The following is a 23081-nucleotide window of genomic DNA, read 5'->3' on the forward strand; positions in this document are numbered from 1 at the left end:
GCCTCAGAGCTTGATCTCGATATTGACATCTGCGGGCAGATCGAGACGCATGAGCGAATCCACGGCCTTGGGCGTGGGATCGACGATGTCGATCAGTCGCTTGTGCGTACGCATCTCGAAGTGCTCACGAGAGTCCTTGTACTTGTGGGGAGAACGGATCACACAGAACACGTTCTTCTCCGTCGGCAGCGGCACCGGGCCCACAACAGTCGCGCCCGCGCTGGTGACCGTGTCCACGATCTTGCGCGCGGAGGTGTCGATCACCTCGTGGTCGTACGACTTGAGCCGGATGCGGATCTTCTGTCCCGCCATGGCGTCCTGTCTCTCTTTCGTCTGGCATGGATACACCCGATCCCCGGTACCCGAGGACGGGCGTGTCGGCCTCCGCGGGGCACACGAGCCCAGCCTGCGGCCGCCGAGTATCGGCTGCTTCTGCGTCTGTTCCCTCGTCTCGATGCGCGATCTGCGCAATGGCACAGTTCGCATCCTCGGGATGGACCTCATCCGGTGATCATTCGCCCGGGCCAAGAGCCTGGGAGAACGGAACCGGGAATATCGGCCCACGCAGACAACTCGTCTAGTCTGCCACGCCTCCGAGTGCCTCACAAGGGGAGGTCGCGTGCACCCCGTCACAGATCACGCAGCACAGCGGACCGGCCGCGTCCTGCGGACTTCGCGGGACGCGGCCGGTGCGCCGGGATGCGGGTATGCGGGTGTGCCGTGGCGGGAGCCGCGTCGAGGGCCTCGAGACTGCTTCGGAGGCAGACCTGGTCCTCGACGACAGACCCTCCACGGCGACGCCGGGAACGGCGCCGCCTCGAGAGGGGCGGTCACTTGTTCGTGCTCGGACCGATCCCGCCGGAGAGCTGGCGCTGGAAGATCATGTACACGATCAGCACCGGCAGGATCGTGATCGTCACCGAGGCGAACATCGCCGCCCAGTCCGAACGGTATCCCTGCTGAGCCTGCAGATTCACCAGGCCCTGCGCGAGGACGAACTTGTCCGAATCGGTGTTCAGCACGATCGGGAGCAGGAACTGGTTCCACAGTCCCAGGAAGTTGAAGATGGTCACGCTGGCCATCCCCGGTCCCGACATCGGCAGCATCACCTGGAAGAAGGTGCGGAAGTCCCCCGCACCGTCGATCGCTGCCGCCTCGGCGATCTCCTCCGGCAGCTGCCGGAAGAAGGCGTACAGGAAGAACACGGTGAACGGGAGCGCGAAGCCCACGTAGGCCATGATCAGTCCGAAGTACGTGCCCCGGATGTGCATCGACTCCATGATGAAGAACAGCGGCACCACGGCGAGGAACAGCGGGAACGTGAGGCCCGCGATGAGGGCGTAATAGATGATCCTGCGACCCGGGAAGGTGTACCGGGACAGGACATAGGCGCACATCGCCCCCAGCAGCATCACCAGGATCAATGCACAGCCGACGACGAGCACGGTGTTGCCGAAGAAGCGGCCGATGCCGGCCTGGCTCCACGCCCGCACGAAGTTGTCGAAGTTCCATTCCTCGGGCAGCGCGAACGGCGAGGACAGGATCCCCTTCGTCGACTTGAACGAGCTGAAGACGGTCCAGACCAGCGGCAGGATCACCAGCAGCGACCAGATGCCCAGGATGATCTGGGCGACGACCGTGAAGATCCGGTCGCCTGCAGGGCCGCGGTTGCGACGCTGCTGCGCCGGCGGCCGGGGCTGCTCGGTGCCGGCCGGCGCGGTGGTGTGCGAGACGCTCATTCGTCCCCCTTCTGCCGGGTCCCGAACAGGACGATCACGGCCATCAGCATGGTCACCAGCGCCATCACGACACCCATGGCGGAGGCGAGCCCGAAGCGGGACTCGCTGAACGCGGTCTCGTACAGGTACCGCGAGACCACCTCGGTGCTCTTGCCGATGCCGCCGCTGGGCGTCATGACATTGATGTAGACGAACATGTCCAGCGCCATGATCCCCATGTAGACCGCGGCGGTGGAGACGTTCTCCCGCACCATCGGCAGGATGACCCGCACCGCCAGGCGCAGACGCCCGGCACCGTCGATACGCGCGGCCTCGACGATCTCGGACGGGATGGACTTGATCGCCGCGACGAACAGCACCATGTAGAAGCCCACGAGGCTCCAGATGACTGCCGCCATCACCGCCGGCATCGCCAGTCGGCGGTCGCCCAGCCAGGCGATCGAGACGTCCAGCCCGAGCACGTTCAGCCCACCGTTGAGCAGGCCCCCGTTGGGCGAGTAGATGAACCCGAACAGGATGCCGACGACGACCGCCGGGATCACGTACGGGAAGAAGCTCACGATGCGGAAGACGGCCGCTCCCGGGATCCCGGAGATCTTCCCCCTGCTGTTCCCGCCCACGGTGACCAGCACCGCGAGCGCGAACGACAGCGTGATCGTGATCGTGGGCAGCAGGATCATGAGGATCAGGTTGTTCGAGAGCGCCTTGCGGAAGATCGGGTCGTTCGCGAGCGTGACGTAGTTGTCCAGCCCGATCCACTGCGGGGCGCGGGCGAGGCCGCGCCAGTCGGTCATCGAGTAGTAGAACGCCTGCAGGAACGGCGACACCACGAAGACCACGTAGACCACCAGCGGCAGCCCGAGGAACAAGGCGAAGAACAGCACTCGCGAGGGCGTCAGACGGCGCCGCATCCCCCGGGCCGACGGTGTGGCCGCGGGGGGTGCGGCGGTGGGGACTGCAGCCATCATTCGACGTCGAACTTCTCGATGCCGTCGTCCTCCCGGACCTTGTCGATGACCTCCTGGGACTTCTCGAGCGCCTGCTCGGCGGTCAGGTCACCGTTGAGGAACTCGGCCCACAGCGGCTTGAAGTCGTCTCCGAGCCCGTACCAGTCGGTGAAGTTGAAGTTGAAGACGTCATCGCCCGCAGCCTCGGTCATCGCGTTGACGGAGGCGAGCGCGGTGGAGCCGAAGGCATCCTCGGGGATGGTGTCCTGCACGATCGTCATCGACGAGGTGAGCTCGGAGAAGTTCTGGCACATCTCCTTGCTGAGCATGACGCGCAGGAACTCGAGGCCACCGGCGCCGTTGGCCGCCTTCGCCGGCACCATGAAGGGTTCTCCGGCGGCGCCGTGCATCGCCGCCTCACCCATCGCTGCGGACTCGCTGAGCATGGGCGTCGCCGCGCCGGTCATCTCGTAGTCGTCGGGCGTGGTGTCGCGCTGCTCGTTCTCGATCCAGGATCCGGAGGGGTACATGACGGCCTTGCCCGTCACCCATTCGGTCTGCGCCTCGGTGTGCTTGATGCCGGCGCCGCCGGAGAGGAAGTAGCCGGCGGAGACGGCATCCTCGATCGCGGTGAACGCCGCGACCACGGCGTCCTGCGAATAGGCGTCGTCATCGAGCGAGTCCAGCTTCTTGGCCAGGTCCGGCCCGGCCTCCTTGATCGCCATCGAGATCGCGAGTTCGTGGTAGTAGTCCGCCGCGTTCTGGCCGCCCCAGGCGAACAGCGCGAGATCCTCGCCCTTCGCCGCCTCGCCGATGGTCATGACGTCGTCCCAGGTCTTGGGCGTTTCCCAGCCCTTGTCCTCGAACTGCTTCGCCGAGTACCACAGGGCGAAGACGGTGTACATGTAGTTCAGGGCGAAGAGCTTGCCCGAATAGGTCCCCGGCGAGAGGACCCCCGGCAGGAGCGTGTCTCCGATCGTGCCGTCGCCGTCCAGGGAGGGCGCGTCGATCAGGCTGTCGAGCTCTGCAAGGCTGCCCTCGGAGATCAGGGCCGACGCGTTCATCGACTGGGCGCCGGAGTTGTCGAAGAGATCCGGCGGGTTGCCGCCGATGAAGCGGGGCTGGAGGTCCGACTGGATGTTGACCGTCGAGCTGACCTTCGCCTCGGAGTCGGGGTGCAGCTCCTGATACTTCTCGCCGGAGTCCTTGGCGTACTGATCTCCATAGCCACCATTGAAGATGACGACATCGACCGGCTCGTCCTCGGCCATGCCGAACGGGTTGTCGTCGCTGACCTCGCCGCCGCCTTCGGGCGCGCCGCCCGCATCGGACTCGTCGTCGTCCCCGCCTCCGCCGGCGGCGCAGGCGCTCAGAGCGACGGCGCCGGTGCCTGCTGAGGCGAGCGCCAGGAAATTGCGTCGAGAGGCGCCGAGCCTGTCGAGCGGGGTCATGTCCTCAGGGGAAGTGCCCATGATCGGGTCCTCTTTCGTCTTCGTCGTCGAAAAGGTCGCTCGTGCACCACGAAGCTGCACAGCTGCTCGTCCCACGGGACGAGTGGTGCTCGACATGCTACGTGGTCCAGCCCACTTCCGGTCGGAGGTACGTCGAAGGTGAACACGTGTCATCGAACTGTGATGTCGCTGCGCGTGACAGGCGCGAACCGCTCCCCCGGGCGGCACCAGTGCGCCACCCGGGCGGCGCCATCGGCGGCGATCTCGCCAGCTGCTCACACGGGGCGTCCTGCGCACATCCAGCCCGCTCCGGGTCTGCTCGATTACGGTAGCCCCATGACACAGCCACCACGATCCGCCTCGCCCCTGACCGCGCGACTGTACGACCTGGAGTATCCGCGCTCCCTCGGGGTCTACAGCACGTATCAGGAGGTCCAGGCCGTGGTGGATACGCTCGCCGACAACCACTTCCCGGTCCAGAGCACTCTCATCGTCGGCACCGACCTCAAGCTGATGGAGCGGGTCACCGGCCGGAAGACCTGGGGGCGGGTGATCGGCCAGGGCGTGCTGTCGGGCCTGTGGATGGGCCTGTTCCTCGGGCTGCTGCTCATGTTCATCACGCCCAGCAACGTGCTCGTGGTGCTCACCAGCGTGCTGCTGGGCATCGTCTTCTTCACCGTGTGGTCGGTCATCGGGTACGCGATGTCCGGCGGCAAGCGGGACTTCACCTCGATGGTCGCGACGATCCCGATGCAGTACGAGCTCCTCGTGGAGCACAAGCATGCTGATCAGGCGCGCCGCCTGCTCGCGGAGTCGGGGGCGTCACCCGCCCCGGCACCGGTCTCCCCTGCCACCCCGCTGCCGGGCCACAGCGGCCCTGCCGGTCAGTTCGGCGCGAAGCAGCAGGGTTCAGGCCCCTTCGGCGCGAGCCCGCAGGGATCGGGATCGTTCGGCGCCAGCCAGCAGGGAGGCCGCCCGTCCTCCGGTGCCGATCACCCGGCCGCACCGCGGCAGAACGCGCCGCAGCAGCCGGGTGGGGGCCAGCCGGGTTCGCGATCCGCCCCGTCGGCACCGGCTGCGCCGGGAGCAGAGACTCCGACGGGCCGCCCGCTCTACGGCCAACCGGCTCCGAGTGCTCCGTCGGCCCCGACCTCTGAGACCCCGGGGCGACCCTCGCGTCCCAGCTTCGGACAGCCGGCCGGCACTCCCCTGCACGAAGACTCTCGGCCTCACTCCTCCGATCCCGAGGTGGATCCCGCCGCTGAGCCCCGCTTCGGCGAGGATCGCCCCGAGGATCCTCAGGACTACTACCACCGAGGTCGCTGACCGAACAGCTCCCCGGGGTTGGCCGAACCCCTGTTCCACGTCGTGTGGAGCAGGGGTTCTTCTCTGGGGTTCTTCTCTGCCGGCCCCTCCAGGCGAGGACCTGCGCAGCCGTTGCGCCCCGGGGCCAAGCCAGTCGTTCTGCCCCCAGTCGGCGGCCCTGGCATCGTCCGAGTCTCGGACCCGGTGCACGCCCTTCGTCGCACGAGTCGCAGGAGCCGCAGGAGCCGCAGGAGCCGCAGGAGTCATTGTTCCGGAATGCATGAAGGCCCCGATCCGGTATCCCGGATCGGGGCCTTCAGGCTGCTCGGCGTCCGCAGGACGAACGCCTCACCGCTGCGGGGTCACCCCCGCTCAGATCACTTGATGATCTTGGTGACGCGGCCGGAGCCCACGGTGCGGCCACCCTCACGGATGGCGAAGCCGAGGCCCTCCTCCATGGCGATCGGCTGGATCAGCTCGACCGTCATCTCGGTGTTGTCGCCGGGCATGACCATCTCGGTGCCCTCGGGCAGCGTGATGACGCCGGTGACGTCGGTGGTCCGGAAGTAGAACTGCGGACGGTAGTTCGAGTAGAACGGGTTGTGACGGCCGCCCTCGTCCTTCGAGAGGATGTAGACCTGGCCCTCGAAGTTCGTGTGCGGGGTGATGGAGCCCGGCTTCACGACGACCTGGCCGCGCTCGACGTCCTCACGCTTGGTGCCACGAAGCAGCAGGCCGCAGTTCTCGCCGGCCCAGGCCTCGTCCATCTGCTTGTGGAACATCTCGATGCCGGTGACGATCGTCTTCTGCGGCTCGCGGATGCCGACGATCTCGACCTCGGAGTTGATCGACAGCTTGCCGCGGTCGACCTTGCCGGTGACGACGGTGCCACGACCCTGGATCGTGAAGACGTCCTCGATCGGCATGAGGAAGGCCTGGTCCAGGTTGCGGACCGGGTCCGGAATCTTCTCGTCGACGGCTTCCATGAGCTCTTCGACCTTCTTGACCCACTTCTCGTCGCCCTCGAGCGCCTTGAGTGCGGACACCTGGATGACAGGCGCCTCCTCGTCGAAGCCCTGGGAAGCCAGCATCTCGCGGACCTCCATCTCGACGAGCTCGAGGATCTCCTCGTCGTCGACCATGTCGGACTTGTTGAGAGCTGCGAGCAGGTACGGAACGCCGACCTGCTTGGCGAGCAGGACGTGCTCACGGGTCTGAGCCATCGGGCCGTCGGTGGCGGCGACCACGAGGATCGCGCCATCCATCTGAGCGGCGCCGGTGATCATGTTCTTGACGTAGTCAGCGTGACCGGGGGCGTCGACGTGCGCGTAGTGGCGCTTGTCGGTCTCGTACTCGATGTGCGAGACGTTGATCGTGATGCCGCGCTGCTTCTCCTCGGGCGCGTTATCGATCGTGTCGAAGTCACGCTTCTGGTTGATCTCCGGGAACCGGTCGTACAGAACCTTGGAGATCGCTGCGCTCAGCGTGGTCTTGCCATGGTCGACGTGACCGATGGTGCCGATGTTGACGTGCGGCTTGGTCCGCTCGAACTTGGCCTTGGCCATGATGTTGTCCTCCTAGGACTTCTAATCGTGGTACTTCTGGATCGGGATCGGTGCCCCTCCTGGTGGGAGGCGGCCCGATGGAAGAGGGGGAGCAGGAGAAGGAGCCTACCTGTTCCCCCTCGTCTCACTCGCCCCGGGTCTTCGCGATGATCTCCTCAGCAATGCTGGAGGGGACCTCCGCGTAGCTGTCGAACTGCATCGTGTACATCGCGCGACCCTGGGTCTTGGACCGCAGGTCGCCGACGTACCCGAACATCTCGGACAGCGGGACGAGAGCACGGACGATCTTGACCCCGCTCGCGTCCTCCATCGACTGGACCTGCCCGCGTCGCGAGTTCAGGTCGCCGATGACATCTCCCATGTACTCCTCAGGAGTACGGACCTCGACGTCCATGAGGGGCTCGAGGAGGACCGGCTGCGCCTTGCGCAGGGCCTCCTTGGCCGCCATGGAGCCGGCGATCTTGAACGCCATCTCCGAGGAGTCGACGTCGTGGAACGCACCGTCGAGCAGCGTGGCCCGGACGTTGACCACCGGGTAGCCGGCGATGATGCCCGACTCGAGGGCGCTCTGGATGCCCGCGTCCACGCTCGGGATGTACTCGCGCGGGATGCGGCCGCCGGTGACCTTGTTCTCGAACTCGTAGAACACGCCGTCCTCGGCGTCCGTCAGAGGACCGAAGGTGACCTGGATCTTCGCGAACTGGCCGGAGCCGCCCGTCTGCTTCTTGTGGGTGAAGTCGTACTTCTCCACGACGCGCTTGATCGTCTCGCGGTAGGCCACCTGGGGCTTGCCGATGTTGGCCTCGACGTTGAACTCGCGACGCATGCGGTCCACGAGGATGTCGAGGTGCAGCTCGCCCATTCCCCTGATGACGGTCTGCCCGGTCTCCTCGTCGAGCTCCACCTGGAAGGTCGGATCCTCCTTGGCGAGCTTCTGGATGGCCACACCCAGCTTCTCCTGGTCGCCCTTGGTCTTGGGCTCGATGGCCACGGAGATCACGGGCTCGGGGAAGCTCATGGACTCCAGCTGGATGGGGTTCGCCGGGTCGGCGAGCGTGTCACCCGTCGTGGTGTCCTTGAGGCCGATGAAGGCGTAGATGTGGCCCGCGAAGGCCTCCTCCACCGGGTTCTCCTTGTTGGAGTGCATCTGGAACAGCTTGCCGACGCGCTCCTTCTTGCCGGTGGTGGCGTTCAGGATCTGATCGCCCTGCTTCACCTGGCCGGAGTACACGCGCACGTAGGTCAGCGATCCGAAGAACGGATGCGAGGCGACCTTGAACGCGAGCGCCGAGAAGGGCTCGTCCCAGTCGGGCCTGCGCGTGAGCTCCACGTCCTCGGCATTCGGCTTGTGGCCGACCATCGGGGGGACGTCGAGCGGCGAGGGCAGGTAGTCGATGACACCGTTGAGCATGGGCTGGACGCCCTTGTTCTTGAACGCGGTGCCGCAGAAGACCGGGTATGCCTCGGAGTTCACGGTCATCGAGCGGATGCCGGCCTTGAGCTCGTCGAGGGTGAGATCGCCCTCTTCGAGGTACTTGTCCATGAGCTCCTCGGAGCTCTCGGCCACGTCCTCGACCAGCTTCGCACGGTACTCGTCGACCGTGTCCTGCAGGTCGGCGGGGATCGGGATCTCGCGCTGCCACTGGCCGAGCGAGGGATCACCCTTCTTCGAGTTGATCGCGGGCATGTCCTCCTCGAGCTTGTCGGGCCACTCGTAGGCCTTCATCTCGACGAGGTCGACGACGCCGTTGAAGTCATTCTCGGCACCGATCGGGACCTGCATGACCAGCGGCTTGGCGCCGAGGCGGTCGACGATGGTCTTCACCGTGAAGAAGAAGTCGGCGCCCAGCTTGTCCATCTTGTTGACGAAGCAGATGCGGGGCACGTCGTACTTGTCGGCCTGACGCCACACGGTCTCCGACTGGGGCTCCACGCCCTCCTTGCCGTCGAACACTGCGACCGCGCCGTCGAGCACGCGGAGCGAGCGCTCCACCTCGACGGTGAAGTCGACGTGACCGGGCGTGTCGATGATGTTGATCTGGCTGTCATGCCAGTAGCAGGTGGTCGCGGCGGACGTGATGGTGATGCCGCGCTCCTTCTCCTGCTCCATCCAGTCCATGGTGCCGGCGCCATCATGGGTCTCGCCCATCTTGTAGTTGACGCCGGTGTAGAAGAGGATGCGCTCGGTGGTCGTGGTTTTACCGGCATCGATGTGGGCCATGATGCCGATGTTGCGGACCTTGTTGAGGTCACTGAGCACTGCAAGTGCCACTGGCTTGTGCCTTTCTGGAGAACGGAAGCTGGTCGACGCGCCGGAGGGCGGTCGGTGGGGCCTGCCCGGAGGGGAAGGCCCCACCGGAACTCACCAGCGGTAGTGCGCGAAGGCCCGGTTGGCCTCGGCCATCTTGTGGGTGTCCTCGCGACGCTTCACAGCGGCACCGAGGCCGTTGGAGGCGTCGAGAATCTCGTTCATCAGACGCTCGGTCATCGTGTTCTCGCGACGGGCGCGGGAGTAGCTGACCAGCCAGCGCAGCGCCAGGGTGGTGGCGCGGCCGGGCTTGACCTCGATCGGGACCTGGTAGGTCGCGCCGCCGACTCGACGGGAGCGGACCTCGAGGCTCGGACGGATGTTGTCCAGGGCCTTCTTCAGGGTGACGACCGGATCCTGGCCGTTCTTCTCATGGGCGCCCTCGAGCGCGCCGTAGACGATGCCCTCGGCGACGGTCTTCTTGCCGTCGAGGAGGATCTTGTTGATGAGCTGCGTGACGATCGGCGAGCCGTAGACGGGGTCGACGACGAGCTGGCGCTTGGGAGCGGGGCCCTTACGAGGCATTACTTCTTCTCCTTCTTCGCGCCGTAGAGCGAACGAGCCTGCTTGCGGCCCTTCACCGACTGGGTGTCCAGGGCGCCACGGACGATCTTGTAGCGCACACCGGGGAGGTCCTTCACACGGCCGCCACGGACGAGCACGATGGAGTGCTCCTGCAGGTTGTGGCCCTCACCGGGGATGTATGCGGTGACCTCGATGCCCGTCGACAGACGCACGCGAGCGATCTTGCGCAGCGCCGAGTTCGGCTTCTTGGGGGTCTGGGTGTAGACGCGCGTGCAGACGCCGCGGCGCTGGGGCGAACCCTTGAGCGCAGGCGTGCTGGAGGAGGAGGACCTGGCGTCCCGCCCCTTGCGCACCAACTGCTGAATAGTAGGCACAGCTTCTCTTCCTGTTCAGCCCTCGGAACTGTTCGCCCCGAAGGATCAACTTCTTCGACCGCTTGCGCGGCCGGCGACCCGAAGCACCGTCCCCATGGCCCGGGGATAGTCGGCGGATCGACCCGCCCGTCAGGTGATGGCACCTGCCGGGCGTCCAGGAGGACCGTGATCGGTGCCCGCGGAGAGCGGACGGGCATGGCCGCCTTCTCCGTATTCGGGCACGCCGCGAGGATCCGCTCCTCGCGGGGGACACCCCCCGCAGGCCCCGAAGGGTTCCGCGGTTCTCGTCCCGGGTCACGACCAGAGGGCACTCCGGACGCACTCGCAGTCTACTGACGCCTGTGGTACGCGGTCAAAGCTTCTTCGGGCATCCGACGCAGATCACATGACGCAGTGCGTCGGACGGCGCGCTCCGGTTTCCCACTCGACGAGCGACGAGCGCGCCGCGGTGATCCGCGACGCGCTCGTGCACAGTGCAGGATTCTCGCCGGCGGATGCTCCGTGGGGGCACCGCTGCCGAGGAAGGGCTCCGCTCAGCGGATCCCGAGCTGCGAGGTGCAGGAGGGCCAGGCGCCCCAGCCCTGGTTGGCCTGGACCTTCTTGGCGACGGCGATCTGCTGTTCGCGGGTCGCGAGGTCGGCCCGTGCCGCGTACGAGGTGCCGCCGTAGGCAGCCCACGTCTGGTTGTTGAACTGGATGCCGCCGTAGTAGCCGTTGCCGGTGTTGATCGACCAGTTGCCGCCGGACTCGCACTGGGCGAGACGGTCCCACACGGAGCCGTCGGACACCGACGGTGCGCTCTTGCTGGATCCGGAGTCGGTGGACTTCCGCTCGGAGCTGCGCGAGCTGCTGTCCTTCGAATCGCTCTTGGTGCTCTTCTCGCTCTTCTCGTTCGAGGAGGAGCTCGAGGAATCGGAGGAGGAGGACTTCTCGCTCGTCGTCTCGGCGGGGGCCTCGGGCTGCGGGGCCTTCTTGGTGCCCTTGAGCACGACCTCGGTGACCGGCTCGGCCGTGGTCTCCTCGGAGACCAGCTCGGACTCGGTGACCTCGCCGTCGACGGTGGTCTCGGCGAAGACCTTCTCGGCCGTGCCCTTCTTGCCCTCGGTCTTGGTCTTGGTCTTGCCCTCGAGGAGGGTGTCGTCCTCGACCGTCTTGGTCGTGAAGGGGATCTCCTCGGTCTCGGTGCGCTCGGCCTCGCGGACGCGCTTCACCGTGATGGTGGCGCCGTCCTCGAGGATCGAGTCGCGGTCGACGGAGGCCTTGTCGGTGTCCTCGATGTCGCCAAGGACCTTCTTCATCGCGTCGTCGACGGTCAGCGCGGTGACGTCGAAGGTGTCCTGGCCGTTCTGGCCCTTGAACGTGACGGTCTTGCGGGTGACGACGTCCACCTCGGCGGAGTCACCGGTCAGCTCGGTCTCGGGGGCCGGGGAGATGGCCGCGCCGTCGGCGTCGTAGTCGACCTCGTCGAGCGCATCGGCGACGGTGTCACCGGTGGTGAGCACCTCCTGCTCCTCGCCGTCGACGGTCACGGTGACCGGCGTGCGCTGGATGATCTGGATCTCGATGCCGTCGGTGATCTGTGCGCTCGTGTCCGGCAGCACCAGGTCGGTGTCCTTCAGCGAGATGCCCTGGGCCTCGAGCAGCTCACCGACGGTGGGCTGCGAGAACGTGCGCACCATCGACTGCTCGCCGTACACGGAGAGCGCCGCTTCGTTCGACATCGCGAAGGCGGTGCCGCCACCGCCCACCACGACGACGCACGCGGTTGCGGCCGCGACGATCCACGGGGTCTTCTTCACTGTTCCACCTGTTCTTCTGCCACCGTCCGGCGGCGCCGTCAATCCCTGAGCACGAGTGCCCCGGAGACGGGGCCCGACACCCCCTATGCGTGCGCGCGTCCGCGATCGGAGCGCAGCGAGGAAGTCGCACGGGGAGCCAGGACCCATCGTTTCTCGCGAGCCGCTCCCCGTGAAGGGCAACGCCAAGACTTTGGGGCAGCCACCAGAAGGTCTTTACCCGCCCGTGACTCAGGACGTCCGACAGATCACCCTCGCGGCGTGTTCGGGCTGTGCTCCGTGGCGGCGGCCACGGTCGTGCGTCACTGTCCGGGCTCACAGGTGGTGCGCGCCCGCTCGGGCATCGGTGCCCGCTCCCCCGTCGGGCACTGCCAGCGCAGCCGGTCGTCGGGCATGACGAAGGGCGGCCCCACCGGAGTGGGACCGCCCTTCATCGTCCGCTCCCCGCGCCGGCCCTCAGGCCGCCGCGGGGGCGTTCAGCGACTCAGCGGAAGTCCGTGCGGAACGGATCGGCGTAGTCGATGTCGTCCAGGTTGACCGCACCGGTCTGACCGAAGCCGGAGAAGTCCAGCTCGTCGTATCCGGGCACCTGGTACATCTGCGCCTTGGCCTCGTCGGTGGGCTCGACCGCGATCCGACGGAAGCGAGACAGGCCCGTACCGGCGGGGATGAGCTTACCGATGATGACGTTCTCCTTGAGCCCCATGAGCTGATCGCTCTTGCGGTTCAGGGCGGCCTCGGTGAGCACGCGGGTGGTCTCCTGGAAGGAGGCCGCCGACAGCCACGAGTCGGTCGCCAAAGACGCCTTGGTGATGCCCATGAGCTCCGGTCGACCGGAGGCGGGCTGGCCGCCCTCGGACAGGACACGACGGTTCTCCCGCTCGAAGGACACGCGCTCGGCGAAGTCTCCGGGCAGCAGGTCGGTGTCACCGGACTCGATGATCGTCACGCGACGCAGCATCTGGCGCACGATGACCTCGATGTGCTTGGCGTGGATGTCCACACCCTGCGAGATGTACACCTTCTGCACCTCGTCCACCAGGTGCTGCTGCACCTTGCGGGGGCCGAGGATCCGCAGCACCTGCTTCGGATCCACCGAACCCTGGGTGAGCTGCTGGCCGACGTCGACCTTGTCCCCGTCGGCGATCAGCAGGGTCACGCGCTTGGACACGGTGTAGACGACCGGCTCGGAGCCGTCGTCCGGGGTCACCGTGATCCGACGCTGCTTGTCGTTCTCCTCGATCTCCGCGCGACCGGCGAACTCCGAGATCGGCGCGAAGCCGGCCGGGGTACGGGCCTCGAAGAGCTCCTGGATACGGGGCAGACCGTGGGTGATGTCGCCATCCGCGCTGGCCACGCCACCGGAGTGGAAGGTACGCATGGTCAGCTGGGTGCCGGGCTCACCGATCGACTGGGCCGCGACGATGCCGACGGCCTCGCCGATGTCGACGAGCTGGCCGGTCGCGAGCGAACGGCCGTAGCACTGAGCACAGGTTCCCACAGCGGAGTCACAGGTCAGCACGGAGCGGATCTTCGCCTCGCGCACGCCGGCCTCGACGAGCTGCTCGATGAGCACATCGCCCAGCTCCGTGCCGGCCGGAGCCGCCTCGGTGCCGTCGGCGCCGATCGCCGCAGTGGCCAGGACACGGCCGTAGACCGTGGACTCGGCGTGCTCGTGGGGACGGAGCGTGCCGCCCTCCTCGACCGCGATCGGCAGGACCAGGCCCTTGGTGGTGCCGCAGTCGTCCTCGCGGACGATGACGTCCTGCGAGACGTCGACCAGACGACGGGTCAGGTAGCCCGACTGAGCGGTCTTCAGCGCCGTGTCCGCGAGCCCCTTGCGGGAACCGTGGGAGGCGATGAAGTACTCCAGGACCGAGAGCCCCTCCTTGTAGTTGGAGAGGATCGGGCGCGGGATGATCTCGCCCTTCGGGTTGTTCACCAGACCACGCATACCGGCGATCTGACGCACCTGCATCCAGTTGCCTCGTGCACCCGAATCCACCATCCGGAAGATGGTGTTGGTCGAGTCGAAGTGGGAGCGCATCGCCTGGTCGACCTCGTTGGTCGCCTCGGTCCAGATGTCGATGAGCTCCATGTTGCGCTCGTTCTCGGAGACGAGACCGAGGTCGCGGTTCTCCTGGACCTGAGCGGCCTTCGCCTCGAACTTGGCGATGATCTCGGCCTTGTTCGGCGGGGTCACGACGTCGGACAGCGCGAAGGACGCACCCGACCGGGTGGACCACGAGAAGCCGTAGGACTTCAGCGCGTCCAGGGACGCGGCGACCTGGCCCTTCTCGTAGCGCTCGGCGAGCGTGTTGACGATTCCGCCCAGACGCTTCTTGCCGACCTGGCCCTGCACGAACGGGAAGTCCGGCGGGAGGGTCTCGTTGAAGTAGACCGAGCCGAGGGTCGTCTCGAGGAGGATCGGATCGCCCTCGGTCCAGCCCTCGGGGGCCTGCCAGTCGCTCGGCGGCACGATGTCCGTGAAGCGGATGGTGACGGGGGCGTTGAGGTGCAGCTCCCCGCGGTCGGCGGCCATGATGGCCTCCGCCTCGGAGGAGAAGGAGCGACCCTTGCCCGGCACGTCCTCTCGGACCGTCGTGATGTGGTACAGACCGATGATCATGTCCTGTGCGGGCATGGTCACGGGGCGACCGTCGGACGGCTTGAGGATGTTGTTGCTCGAGAGCATGAGGATGCGGGCCTCGGCCTGCGCCTCCGCCGACAGCGGCAGGTGGACAGCCATCTGGTCGCCGTCGAAGTCCGCGTTGAACGCGGCGCAGACGAGCGGGTGCAGGTGGATGGCCTTGCCCTCGACGAGCTGCGGCTCGAACGCCTGGATGCCGAGACGGTGCAGGGTGGGCGCACGGTTCAGCAGCACCGGGTGCTCGGTGATGACCTCTTCGAGGACGTCCCACACCTCGGGGCGTGCACGCTCGACCATCCGCTTGGCGGCCTTGACGTTCTGGGCGTGCGAGAGCTCGACCAGGCGCTTCATGACGAACGGCTTGAACAGCTCGAGCGCCATGCCCTTGGGCAGGCCGCACTGGTGCAGGTGGAGCTGCGGGCCGTTGACGATCACGGAGCGAGCGGAGTAGTCCACGCGCTTGCCCAGCAGGTTCTGTCGGAAACGACCCTGCTTGCCCTTGAGCATGTCCGAGAGCGACTTCAGCGGACGGTTGCCCGGTCCGGTGACCGGACGGCCGCGACGGCCGTTGTCGAACAGCGAGTCGACCGACTCCTGCAGCATCCGCTTCTCGTTGTTCACGATGATCTCGGGGGCGCCGAGATCCAGCAGCCGCTTGAGGCGGTTGTTGCGGTTGATCACGCGACGGTACAGATCGTTGAGGTCGGAGGTCGCGAAGCGGCCACCGTCCAGCTGCACCATCGGACGCAGGTCCGGCGGGATGACCGGGACGCAGTCCAGGACCATGCCGGCGGGCGAGTTCGTGGTGGAGCGGAAGGCCGAGACGACCTTCAGGCGCTTCAGCGCACGAGCCTTCTTCTGGCCCTTGCCGGTGGCGATGACCTCGCGCAGCAGCTCGGCCTCGGCGTCGAGATCGAAGTCGAGCAGGCGACGCTGGAGCGCCTCGGCGCCCATGCCGCCCTCGAAGTAGGTGCCGTAGCGCAGCTTCATCGCACGGTAGAGCTGCTCATCGCCCTCGAGGTCGGCGACCTTGAGCGACTTGAAGCGGTCCCACACGCGGGTGACGCGGTCGATCTCGGCGTCGTACTTCTTGCGGATCTGAGCCTGCTCGCGCTCGGAGGAGTCGCGGACCTTGCGCTTCGCGTCGGCCTTGGCTCCCTCCTCCTCGAGCTGGGTGAGATCCTTCTCGGCGGACAGGGCGCGGTCGTTCAGGGCCGCGTCGCGATCCTTGGCGAGCTCCTTGACCTCGAGGTCGAAGCGGGCCTGCAGGTCCGGCATGTCCTCGTGGCGAGCCTGCTCGTCCACGGAGGTGATCATGTACGCGGCGAAGTAGATGATCTTCTCGAGATCCTTCGGCGCCAGGTCCAGCAGGTAGCCGAGGCGGCTCGGCACGCCCTTGAAGTACCAGATGTGGGTGACGGGAGCGGCGAGCTCGACGTGCCCCATGCGCTCACGGCGCACGGAGGACTTGGTGACCTCCACGCCGCAGCGCTCGCAGATGATGCCCTTGAAGCGCACGCGCTTGTACTTGCCGCAGTAGCACTCCCAGTCCCGGGTGGGACCGAAGATGCGCTCGCAGAAGAGCCCATCCATCTCGGGCTTGAGCGTGCGGTAGTTGATGGTCTCCGGCTTCTTGACCTCGCCGTGGGACCAGCCGCGGATGTCGTCGGCCGTGGCGAGGCCGATGCGCAGCTCGTCAAAGGTGTTGACGTCGATCACAGGTGTCCTTCTCTCGATCGGAAGAGTGGTGTCTGAGGGAACGGGGGTCGAGGGCGGGGCTCAGGGAGGGGGACGGCGTCGTGCCGTCCCGCTCTCCCGAGCCCGCGTCCCTCAGACCTCTTCGATGGAGCCGACGCCCTCGTGAGGTCGGCGGGACAGGTCGATGCCGAGCTCCTCCGCAGCGCGGAAGACCTCCTCATCGCCTTCCTGAACTTCCTGGGCCGTGCCGTCGGAGGACAGGACCTCGACGTTCAGGCACAGGGACTGCATCTCCTTGAGGAGCACGCGGAAGGACTCCGGGATGCCCGGCTCGGGGATGTTCTCGCCCTTGACGATCGCCTCGTAGACCTTCACGCGGCCGGCGATGTCATCGGACTTGATGGTCAGCAGCTCCTGCAGGGCGTAGGCGGCGCCATAGGCCTCGAGGGCCCACACCTCCATCTCGCCGAAGCGCTGGCCGCCGAACTGGGCCTTACCGCCCAGCGGCTGCTGCGTGATCATCGAGTAGGGGCCGGTGGAGCGGGCGTGCAGCTTGTCGTCCACCAGGTGGTGGAGCTTCAGCATGTACATGTAGCCCACGGAGATCGACTCGGGCAGCGGCTCGCCGGAGCGGCCGTCGAACAGCTGCGCCTTCCCGTCCTCCTTGACCATCTGCACACCGTCGCGGTTGGGACGGTGGTTGGCGATCAGACCGGTGACCTCCTCGGCCGAGAGGCCGTCGAAGACCGGGACGGCCACGGGGGTGCCGGGTTCGCCGTGCAGAGCGGAGCTCGGCAGCTCGGCGGCCACCGGATCCGACTCGTCGAGGTCCCAGCCGGCCTTGGCGACCCACCCGAGGTGCGTCTCCATGACCTGGCCGATGTTCATGCGGCCCGGAACGCCCATGGGGTTCAGGATGATGTCCACCGGGGTGCCGTCCTCGAGGAACGGCATGTCCTCGACCGGCAGGATCTTCGCGATGACGCCCTTGTTGCCGTGACGGCCGGCGAGCTTGTCACCATCGGTGATCTTGCGCTTCTGGGCCACGTACACGCGGACCATGTCGTTGACGCCGGTCGGCAGGATGTCGCCGTCCTCGTCCTCCGTGAAGACGCGCACACCGATGACGGTGCCGGACTCGCCGTGCGGCACGCGCAGCGAGGTGTCGCGCACCTCGCGGGCCTTCTCGCCGAAGATGGCACGCAGCAGGCGCTCCTCCGGGGTCAGCTCGGTCTCGCCCTTCGGGGTGACCTTGCCGACGAGGATGTCGCCGGGGCCGACCTCGGCACCGATGCGGATGATGCCGCGCTCGTCGAGATCTGCCAGCACGTCGTCGCCGACGTTCGGGATGTCCCGGGTGATCTCCTCCTTGCCGAGCTTGGTGTCGCGGGCGTCGACCTCGTGCTCCTCGATGTGGATCGAGGTGAGGACGTCGTCCTGGACCATGCGCGAGGACAGGATGATGCCGTCCTCGTAGTTGTGGCCCTCCCAGGACATGAACGCGACCAGCAGGTTCTTGCCGATCGAGAGCTCGCCCTCGTCGGTGGAGGGGCCATCGGCGAGGATCGACCCGGCCTCGACGCGGTCGCCCTCGTCGAAGAGCACGCGCTGGTTGTAGGAGTTGCCGGCGTTGGAGCGCTGGAACTTCCCGATCGTGTAGGTCTGACGGGTGCCGTCGTCGGCCATCACCGAGATGATGTCCGCGGAGAGCTCCTCGATGACGCCGGCCTTCTGCGCCACGACCACATCGCCTGCGTCGACCGCCGCGCGACGCTCCATGCCGGTGCCGACGAGCGGCATCTCCGCACGGAGGAGCGGCACGGCCTGACGCTGCATGTTCGAGCCCATGAGCGCACGGTTGGCGTCATCGTGCTCGAGGAAGGGGATCATCGCGGTCGCGACGGAGACCATCTGACGTGCTGAGACGTCCATGAAGTCGACCTCGTCGACCGTGACCAGATCCGGCTCGCCGCCGGTGAGGCGCACGAGGACCTCTTCCTCCAGGAAGCGGCCGGTCTCGTCGATCTTCGCGTTGGCCTGCGCGATGACGTGGCGATCCTCGTCATCGGCGGTGAGGTAGACGATCTCGTCGGTGACGACGCCATCGGTGACCTTGCGGTACGGGGTCTCGATGAAGCCGAAGGGGTTGATGCGCGCGAAGGTCGCCAGCGAGCCGATCAGACCGATGTTCGGGCCCTCAGGGGTCTCGATCGGGCACATGCGGCCGTAGTGCGACGGGTGGACGTCACGGACCTCCATGCCGGCACGGTCACGGGACAGGCCGCCCGGGCCGAGCGCGGACAGGCGACGCTTGTGCGTCAGGCCCGACAGCGGGTTGTTCTGGTCCATGAACTGCGACAGCTGGGAGGTTCCGAAGAACTCCTTGATCGCCGCGGTGACCGGACGGATGTTGATCAGCGTCAGCGGGGTGATCGCCTCGACGTCCTGCGTGGTCATGCGCTCACGCACGACGCGCTCCATGCGGGACAGGCCGGTGCGGACCTGGTTCTGGATCAGCTCGCCGACCGCGCGGATGCGACGGTTGCCGAAGTGGTCGATGTCGTCGGTCTCCACGCGGATGGTCTTGCCATCCTTGCTGGTGTACTCCGAGACGCCGTCGTGCAGCGCGACGATGTACTTGATCGACGCCACGATGTCCTCGAGGCGCAGGGTGGACTCCGAGAGGCTGCCGTCGAGACCGAGCTTCTTGTCGATCTTGTAGCGGCCGACCTTCGCGAGGTCGTAGCGCTTGGCGTTAAAGTAGAGGTTGTTCAGCATGGCCTCGCCCGCATCGCGCGTGGGCGGCTCGCCCGGGCGCTGCTTGCGGTAGATGTCCATGAGCGCCTCGTCCTGGGAGGAGACGCGATCCTTCTCGAGCGTCGAGCGCATCGACTCGAACTCGCCGAACTCCTCCAGGATGTCCGAGTGGGACATCCCCAGGGCCTGCAGCAGCGTCGTGACGGACTGCTTGCGCTTGCGGTCGATGCGCACACCGACCTGATCGCGCTTGTCGACCTCGAACTCGAGCCAGGCGCCGCGCGAAGGGATCACCTTCGTGCTGTAGATGCGCTTGTCGCTGGTCTTGTCGATGCTCTCCTCGAAGTACACGCCCGGGGAGCGGACCAGCTGGGAGACGACGACACGCTCGGTGCCGTTGATGATGAAGGTGCCCTTGCCGGTCATGAGCGGGAACTCGCCCATGAACACCGTCTGGGTCTTGATCTCGCCGGTCTCGTTGTTCATGAACTCCGCGATGACGTACAGCGGAGCGGAGTAGGTGAGGTCCTTCTCCTTGCATTCGTCGACCGTGTACTTCGGGTCGTCGAAGGTGTGGTCCCGGAAGGACAGCGACATGTTGCCCGCGAAGTCCTCGATCGGAGAGATCTCCTCGAGGATGTCGGCGAGACCAGAGGTCTGGGGGACGTCCTCGCGTCCGGCGGAAGCGGCCTCCTCGGCTCGCTCCTGCCAGCGCTCGTTGCCCAGCAGCCAGTCGAACGACGTGGTCTGCAGACTCAGCAGATCCGGAACGTCCAACGGGTCGCCGAGCTTCGCGAACGTGACGCGAGGAGAGGCGGTACGAAGTGCAATGTCGGTAGTGCGATCGGTGCTCGAGGCAGCCAAGGGGGGTCCTTCCACAGGCCGATGACGGAATCCCAGGCGCGGCGAGGCCCGTCAAAAGGGCAGTGGAGCAAGACGATCATGCTGTCAGAACAGCAGAACCCACGGGCGACGCGCAGCGCAAGGACCGAGCATACATAAAATCGCGGATGGACACAAGGCTCGCGACGCGAGAGGTCCATCCGCGTCGGCCGCTATATGCCTGGCGCGGAAGTTCTGCGGTGCTCCCTGCCTGTCTGGCTCGACCGGCCCTCGCGAGCTCGGCTCAGCGGGACGCATGCGGCAGGAACAGCTCCGTACGGCACACAGAATGAAGGGAAATCGTGCTGGAGTCAAGCAGGAGGGGTCGTTCCCGGGGTGTCGCGGCACGTCGGAGCGCTGACGGCCCGTTCCGCCGATCGTCGGTGCGACCGTCCCTCCCCGCCGCTCCTCGCCGCTCCGCGTGGCCCGCGCACTCCCCCGACGGCCAAGCCGCTCGCCCCCACGAGCGCGGGCTGACGGCGCAGTGTGACGGCCTGCGCCGTCGTGCCGGGAGCCTCGCGCCGTCGTGTCCTTGCTCACCGGGCCAGGCCGATCCTCAACCGAGCCCCTCAGCGGGATCGTCGAGCACACCTCGTGGATCCTGCCCCGCGGACAAGGCGGGGCCCGACGGGACCGGTCGGGCGCAGAGTCACCCGGGGCAGCAGGCGGGCCCTGCCGACGGGCACGTCGGGCCAGGGCTGCCGACGGGGGCTGCCGACCGGCACGCCCGACGGGGGCCGCCGACGGACACTCCTGACAGGTGCGGCTCCCGGGCACAGCAGAAGGGCCGCCCCGCAGATGCGGGACGGCCCTTCAGGAGCAGTGCGACTGCCATCAGGTGCGGCGCTCACGTCAGCGAGCGCCGGAGATCACTTGACGGAGACGGTCGCGCCGGCCTCCTCGAGCTTGATCTTGGCAGCCTCGGCGTCGTCCTTCTTGACGGCCTCGAGGACGGCCTTGGGGGCCTCGTCGACGAGCGCCTTGGCCTCCTTCAGACCGAGGGAGGTGAGGCCGCGCACCTCCTTGATGACGGCGATCTTCGCGGAACCGGCCGACTCGAGGACGACGTCGAACTCGTCCTTCTCCTCCTCGGCGGGCGCCTCCGCCCCGGCGGCGGGGCCGGCGGCGGCAGCGGCCACGGGAGCAGCAGCGGTGACGTCGAAGACGTCCTCGAACTGCTTCACGAACTCAGAGAGCTCGATGAGCGACATTTCCTTGAAAGCTTCGATGAGCTCGTCGTTGCTGAGCTTCGCCATGGTGGCGTTCCTTCCTTTGGGCGGGACCGGAGTCCCTGCGGTGTGAGGCGGCGCTTACGCGCCAGGTCATGCGGTCCGTGCATCCCGGAGGGGACGGACGGGGATACAGCGCTGGGGCTGAGGGGACCGAGTCCGAGGACTCAGGCTCCTCAGGCGTCCTGCTTCTCGCGCAGTGCGTCCACGGTGCGCGCTGCCTTCGACAGCGGCGCTGCGAACACAGCGGCGGCCTTGCCCATCGACGCCTTCATGACGCCGGCGGTCTTGGACAGCAGCACCTCGCGGGACTCGAGGTCCGCGAGCTTCTGGACGTCCTCCTTCGAGAGCGCATTGCCCTCGAAGTAGCCGGACTTGATCACGAGCTGCTCGTGAGTCTTGGCGAAGTCACGCAGAGCCTTTGCAGGCGCAACCGGCTCACCCTTGATGAACGCGATAGCGGTCGGACCGCTGAGCGTGCCATCCAGAGCGGTGATGCCGGCCTCGCGGGCAGCGATCTCCGTGAGCGTGTTCTTCACCACGGCGTAGGTCGTCTCGGAACCCAGGGAGCGACGAAGCTCCTTGAGGTCCCCCACGCTGAGACCGCGATATTCGGTGATGACGGCGGCATCGGACTCGCGGAACAGATCCGCGATCTCCGAGACGGCATCCACCTTTTCGGGGTTCGCCATGGCCCTCCTTCCAGAGGTCTCTCGCCACCGGGTGAAGAAGTCCAGGAACAGGAAAGGCCTCGACACGCAAGTGTCGAGGCCTCGAACGCACTGTTCACCCACGCCACGAGGGCGCCGGCCGGAGCCGGACGGGCGACCATGCGAAAGTCGCTTCTTCACCTGCGCAGGCCATCCCATGGGATCTCTTCGGTCGTCCTCGAGGTCGAGCACGACAACCGGCGGTCTTCGGTATCTCCAGCGTAGACCAGAGGGCACCCCGACGCCATGCTGAGAGCGGCGGTCTGCGTCACATCCGCGCCCTGCCCGAGCCGACTGCGCGCGTCACCTCCCCCTGTGCGGGGAAGGGCCCCGCACAGCGGTGCACGGCAGGCACGACGGCGCCCCGCCCACCGTGATGGTGGACGGGGCGCCGAGACGCACCTGAGGAGGTGACGGGCCGGATCAGGCCTCGTCGGTCTCCTCGAGCAGGTTGCGCGTGCGGTTCACGTCGACCGGGATGCCCGGGCCCATGGTGGTGGACACGGTGATCTTCGAGATGTAGCGGCCCTTGGAAGCGGACGGCTTGAGTCGAAGGATCTCGTCCAGCGCGGCGACGTAGTTCTCCACGAGCTGCTGATCGGAGAAGGAGACCTTGCCGACGATGTAGTGCAGGTTGGCTGCACGGTCGGTGCGGAACTCGATCTTGCCGCCCTTGATGTCGGACACGGCCTTGGCGGTGTCCATCGTGACGGTGCCGGTCTTCGGGTTCGGCATGAGGCCGCGGGGGCCGAGCACGCGGCCCAGCTTGCCGACCTTGCCCATCAGGTTCGGCGTGGCCACAGCCGCGTCGAAGTCGGTCCAGCCGCCTGCGACCTTGGCGATGAGCTCGTCGTCGCCGACCTCGTCGGCGCCGGCCTCGAGCGCGGCCTCGGCCTGGGCGCCGGTGGCGAAGACGATCACGCGGGCCGTCTTGCCGGTGCCGTTGGGCAGGTTGACGGTGCCGCGCACCATCTGATCGGCCTTGCGGGGATCGACGCCGAGACGCATGGCGACCTCGACGGACGCGTCGAACTTGGCGGGAGAGGTCTTCTGCGCGAGACGGAGAGCGTCCAGCGGCGCGTACGCCCGGCCCTCTTCGATCTTGGCAGCGCCGTCCTTGTAACCCTTGCTACGGAAACCCATAT

Annotated in this window: 15 protein-coding genes; 1 reads left to right on the forward strand and 14 read right to left on the reverse strand. The window is 66.9% G+C overall.

Translation table 11 applies throughout. The features are described from left to right. Window positions 1-3: 3 nt before the first annotated feature. The 4 genes from rpsJ to ngcE all read right to left on the reverse strand — a co-directional run bounded on the left by rpsJ (window position 4) and on the right by ngcE (window position 4158). Complete coding sequence (gene rpsJ, locus CIK81_RS12490) at window positions 4-312, reverse strand: 30S ribosomal protein S10 (protein WP_087484116.1); 309 nt, start codon at window positions 310-312, stop codon at window positions 4-6. A 518-nt stretch (window positions 313-830) separates the two neighbouring features. Beyond that, a complete protein-coding gene (locus CIK81_RS12495) occupies window positions 831-1739 on the reverse strand; it encodes a carbohydrate ABC transporter permease (protein ID WP_096163291.1) in 909 nt (302 codons plus the stop codon). Continuing rightward, window positions 1736-2704: a carbohydrate ABC transporter permease gene (locus CIK81_RS12500; protein WP_241964149.1), complete on the reverse strand. Its 969-nt coding sequence runs from the start codon at window positions 2702-2704 to the stop codon at window positions 1736-1738. The genes CIK81_RS12495 and CIK81_RS12500 overlap by 4 nt, the downstream gene beginning before the upstream one ends. Then, window positions 2704-4158, reverse strand: a complete 1455-nt coding sequence (gene ngcE / locus CIK81_RS12505) for an N-acetylglucosamine/diacetylchitobiose ABC transporter substrate-binding protein (RefSeq protein ID WP_096163293.1) — start codon at window positions 4156-4158, stop codon at window positions 2704-2706. The genes CIK81_RS12500 and ngcE overlap by 1 nt, the downstream gene beginning before the upstream one ends. Window positions 4159-4473: 315 nt before the next feature. Between ngcE and CIK81_RS18355 the strand changes: the two genes are divergently transcribed. Next, window positions 4474-5463, forward strand: coding sequence for a general stress protein (locus CIK81_RS18355; protein WP_096163294.1), 990 nt, complete (start codon window positions 4474-4476; stop codon window positions 5461-5463). A 356-nt stretch (window positions 5464-5819) separates the two neighbouring features. Here CIK81_RS18355 and tuf read toward each other — a convergent pair whose 3' ends face one another. The 10 genes from tuf to rplA form a co-directional block, all read right to left on the reverse strand. After that, entirely contained in the window at window positions 5820-7007 is a 1188-nt protein-coding gene (gene tuf, locus CIK81_RS12515) for an elongation factor Tu (protein WP_096163295.1), read from the reverse strand. Between the two features lie 124 nt (window positions 7008-7131). Next, a complete protein-coding gene (gene fusA / locus CIK81_RS12520) occupies window positions 7132-9279 on the reverse strand; it encodes an elongation factor G (RefSeq protein WP_096163296.1) in 2148 nt (715 codons plus the stop codon). 90 nt (window positions 9280-9369) lie between these two features. Next, a complete protein-coding gene (rpsG, locus tag CIK81_RS12525) occupies window positions 9370-9840 on the reverse strand; it encodes a 30S ribosomal protein S7 (RefSeq protein WP_096163297.1) in 471 nt (156 codons plus the stop codon). Next, window positions 9840-10214 (reverse strand): 30S ribosomal protein S12, encoded by a 375-nt coding sequence (rpsL, locus tag CIK81_RS12530; protein WP_096163298.1) that lies wholly within the window; start codon window positions 10212-10214, stop codon window positions 9840-9842. Before rpsL ends, rpsG begins: the two co-directional genes overlap by 1 nt. A gap of 533 nt (window positions 10215-10747) precedes the next feature. Then, complete coding sequence (locus CIK81_RS12535) at window positions 10748-12013, reverse strand: resuscitation-promoting factor (protein WP_096163299.1); 1266 nt, start codon at window positions 12011-12013, stop codon at window positions 10748-10750. Between the two features lie 481 nt (window positions 12014-12494). Further along, entirely contained in the window at window positions 12495-16379 is a 3885-nt protein-coding gene (locus CIK81_RS12540; RefSeq protein WP_096163300.1) for a DNA-directed RNA polymerase subunit beta', read from the reverse strand. 111 nt (window positions 16380-16490) lie between these two features. Beyond that, on the reverse strand, window positions 16491-19979 hold the full coding sequence (gene rpoB / locus CIK81_RS12545) for a DNA-directed RNA polymerase subunit beta (RefSeq protein WP_096163301.1): 3489 nt from the start codon (window positions 19977-19979) through the stop codon (window positions 16491-16493). A gap of 887 nt (window positions 19980-20866) precedes the next feature. Continuing rightward, the gene (rplL, locus tag CIK81_RS12550; protein WP_096163302.1) at window positions 20867-21253 is read right to left on the reverse strand and encodes a 50S ribosomal protein L7/L12; all 387 of its coding nucleotides are present in this window, start codon (window positions 21251-21253) and stop codon (window positions 20867-20869) included. Between the two features lie 149 nt (window positions 21254-21402). Further along, on the reverse strand, window positions 21403-21918 hold the full coding sequence (gene rplJ, locus CIK81_RS12555; RefSeq protein WP_096163303.1) for a 50S ribosomal protein L10: 516 nt from the start codon (window positions 21916-21918) through the stop codon (window positions 21403-21405). A gap of 441 nt (window positions 21919-22359) precedes the next feature. Continuing rightward, entirely contained in the window at window positions 22360-23079 is a 720-nt protein-coding gene (gene rplA / locus CIK81_RS12560) for a 50S ribosomal protein L1 (protein ID WP_096163304.1), read from the reverse strand. Between the last annotated feature and the right edge of the window lie 2 nt (window positions 23080-23081).

The sequence above is a fragment of the Brachybacterium sp. JB7 genome, assembly GCF_003335205.1.
Classification (GTDB): Bacteria; Actinomycetota; Actinomycetes; order Actinomycetales; family Dermabacteraceae; genus Brachybacterium; species Brachybacterium alimentarium.

Coding starts and splice junctions, on each gene's coding strand:
- rpsG (WP_096163297.1), bottom strand. CDS start 9,840: ATGCCTCGTAAGGGCCCCGCTCCCAAGCGCCAGCTCGTCGTCGACCCC.
- rplJ (WP_096163303.1), bottom strand. CDS start 21,918: ATGGCGAACCCCGAAAAGGTGGATGCCGTCTCGGAGATCGCGGATCTG.
- rpsJ (WP_087484116.1), bottom strand. CDS start 312: ATGGCGGGACAGAAGATCCGCATCCGGCTCAAGTCGTACGACCACGAG.
- CIK81_RS12495 (WP_096163291.1), bottom strand. CDS start 1,739: ATGAGCGTCTCGCACACCACCGCGCCGGCCGGCACCGAGCAGCCCCGG.
- CIK81_RS12500 (WP_241964149.1), bottom strand. CDS start 2,704: ATGGCTGCAGTCCCCACCGCCGCACCCCCCGCGGCCACACCGTCGGCC.
- tuf (WP_096163295.1), bottom strand. CDS start 7,007: ATGGCCAAGGCCAAGTTCGAGCGGACCAAGCCGCACGTCAACATCGGC.
- ngcE (WP_096163293.1), bottom strand. CDS start 4,158: ATGGGCACTTCCCCTGAGGACATGACCCCGCTCGACAGGCTCGGCGCC.
- rplL (WP_096163302.1), bottom strand. CDS start 21,253: ATGGCGAAGCTCAGCAACGACGAGCTCATCGAAGCTTTCAAGGAAATG.
- CIK81_RS18355 (WP_096163294.1), top strand. CDS start 4,474: ATGACACAGCCACCACGATCCGCCTCGCCCCTGACCGCGCGACTGTAC.
- rplA (WP_096163304.1), bottom strand. CDS start 23,079: ATGGGTTTCCGTAGCAAGGGTTACAAGGACGGCGCTGCCAAGATCGAA.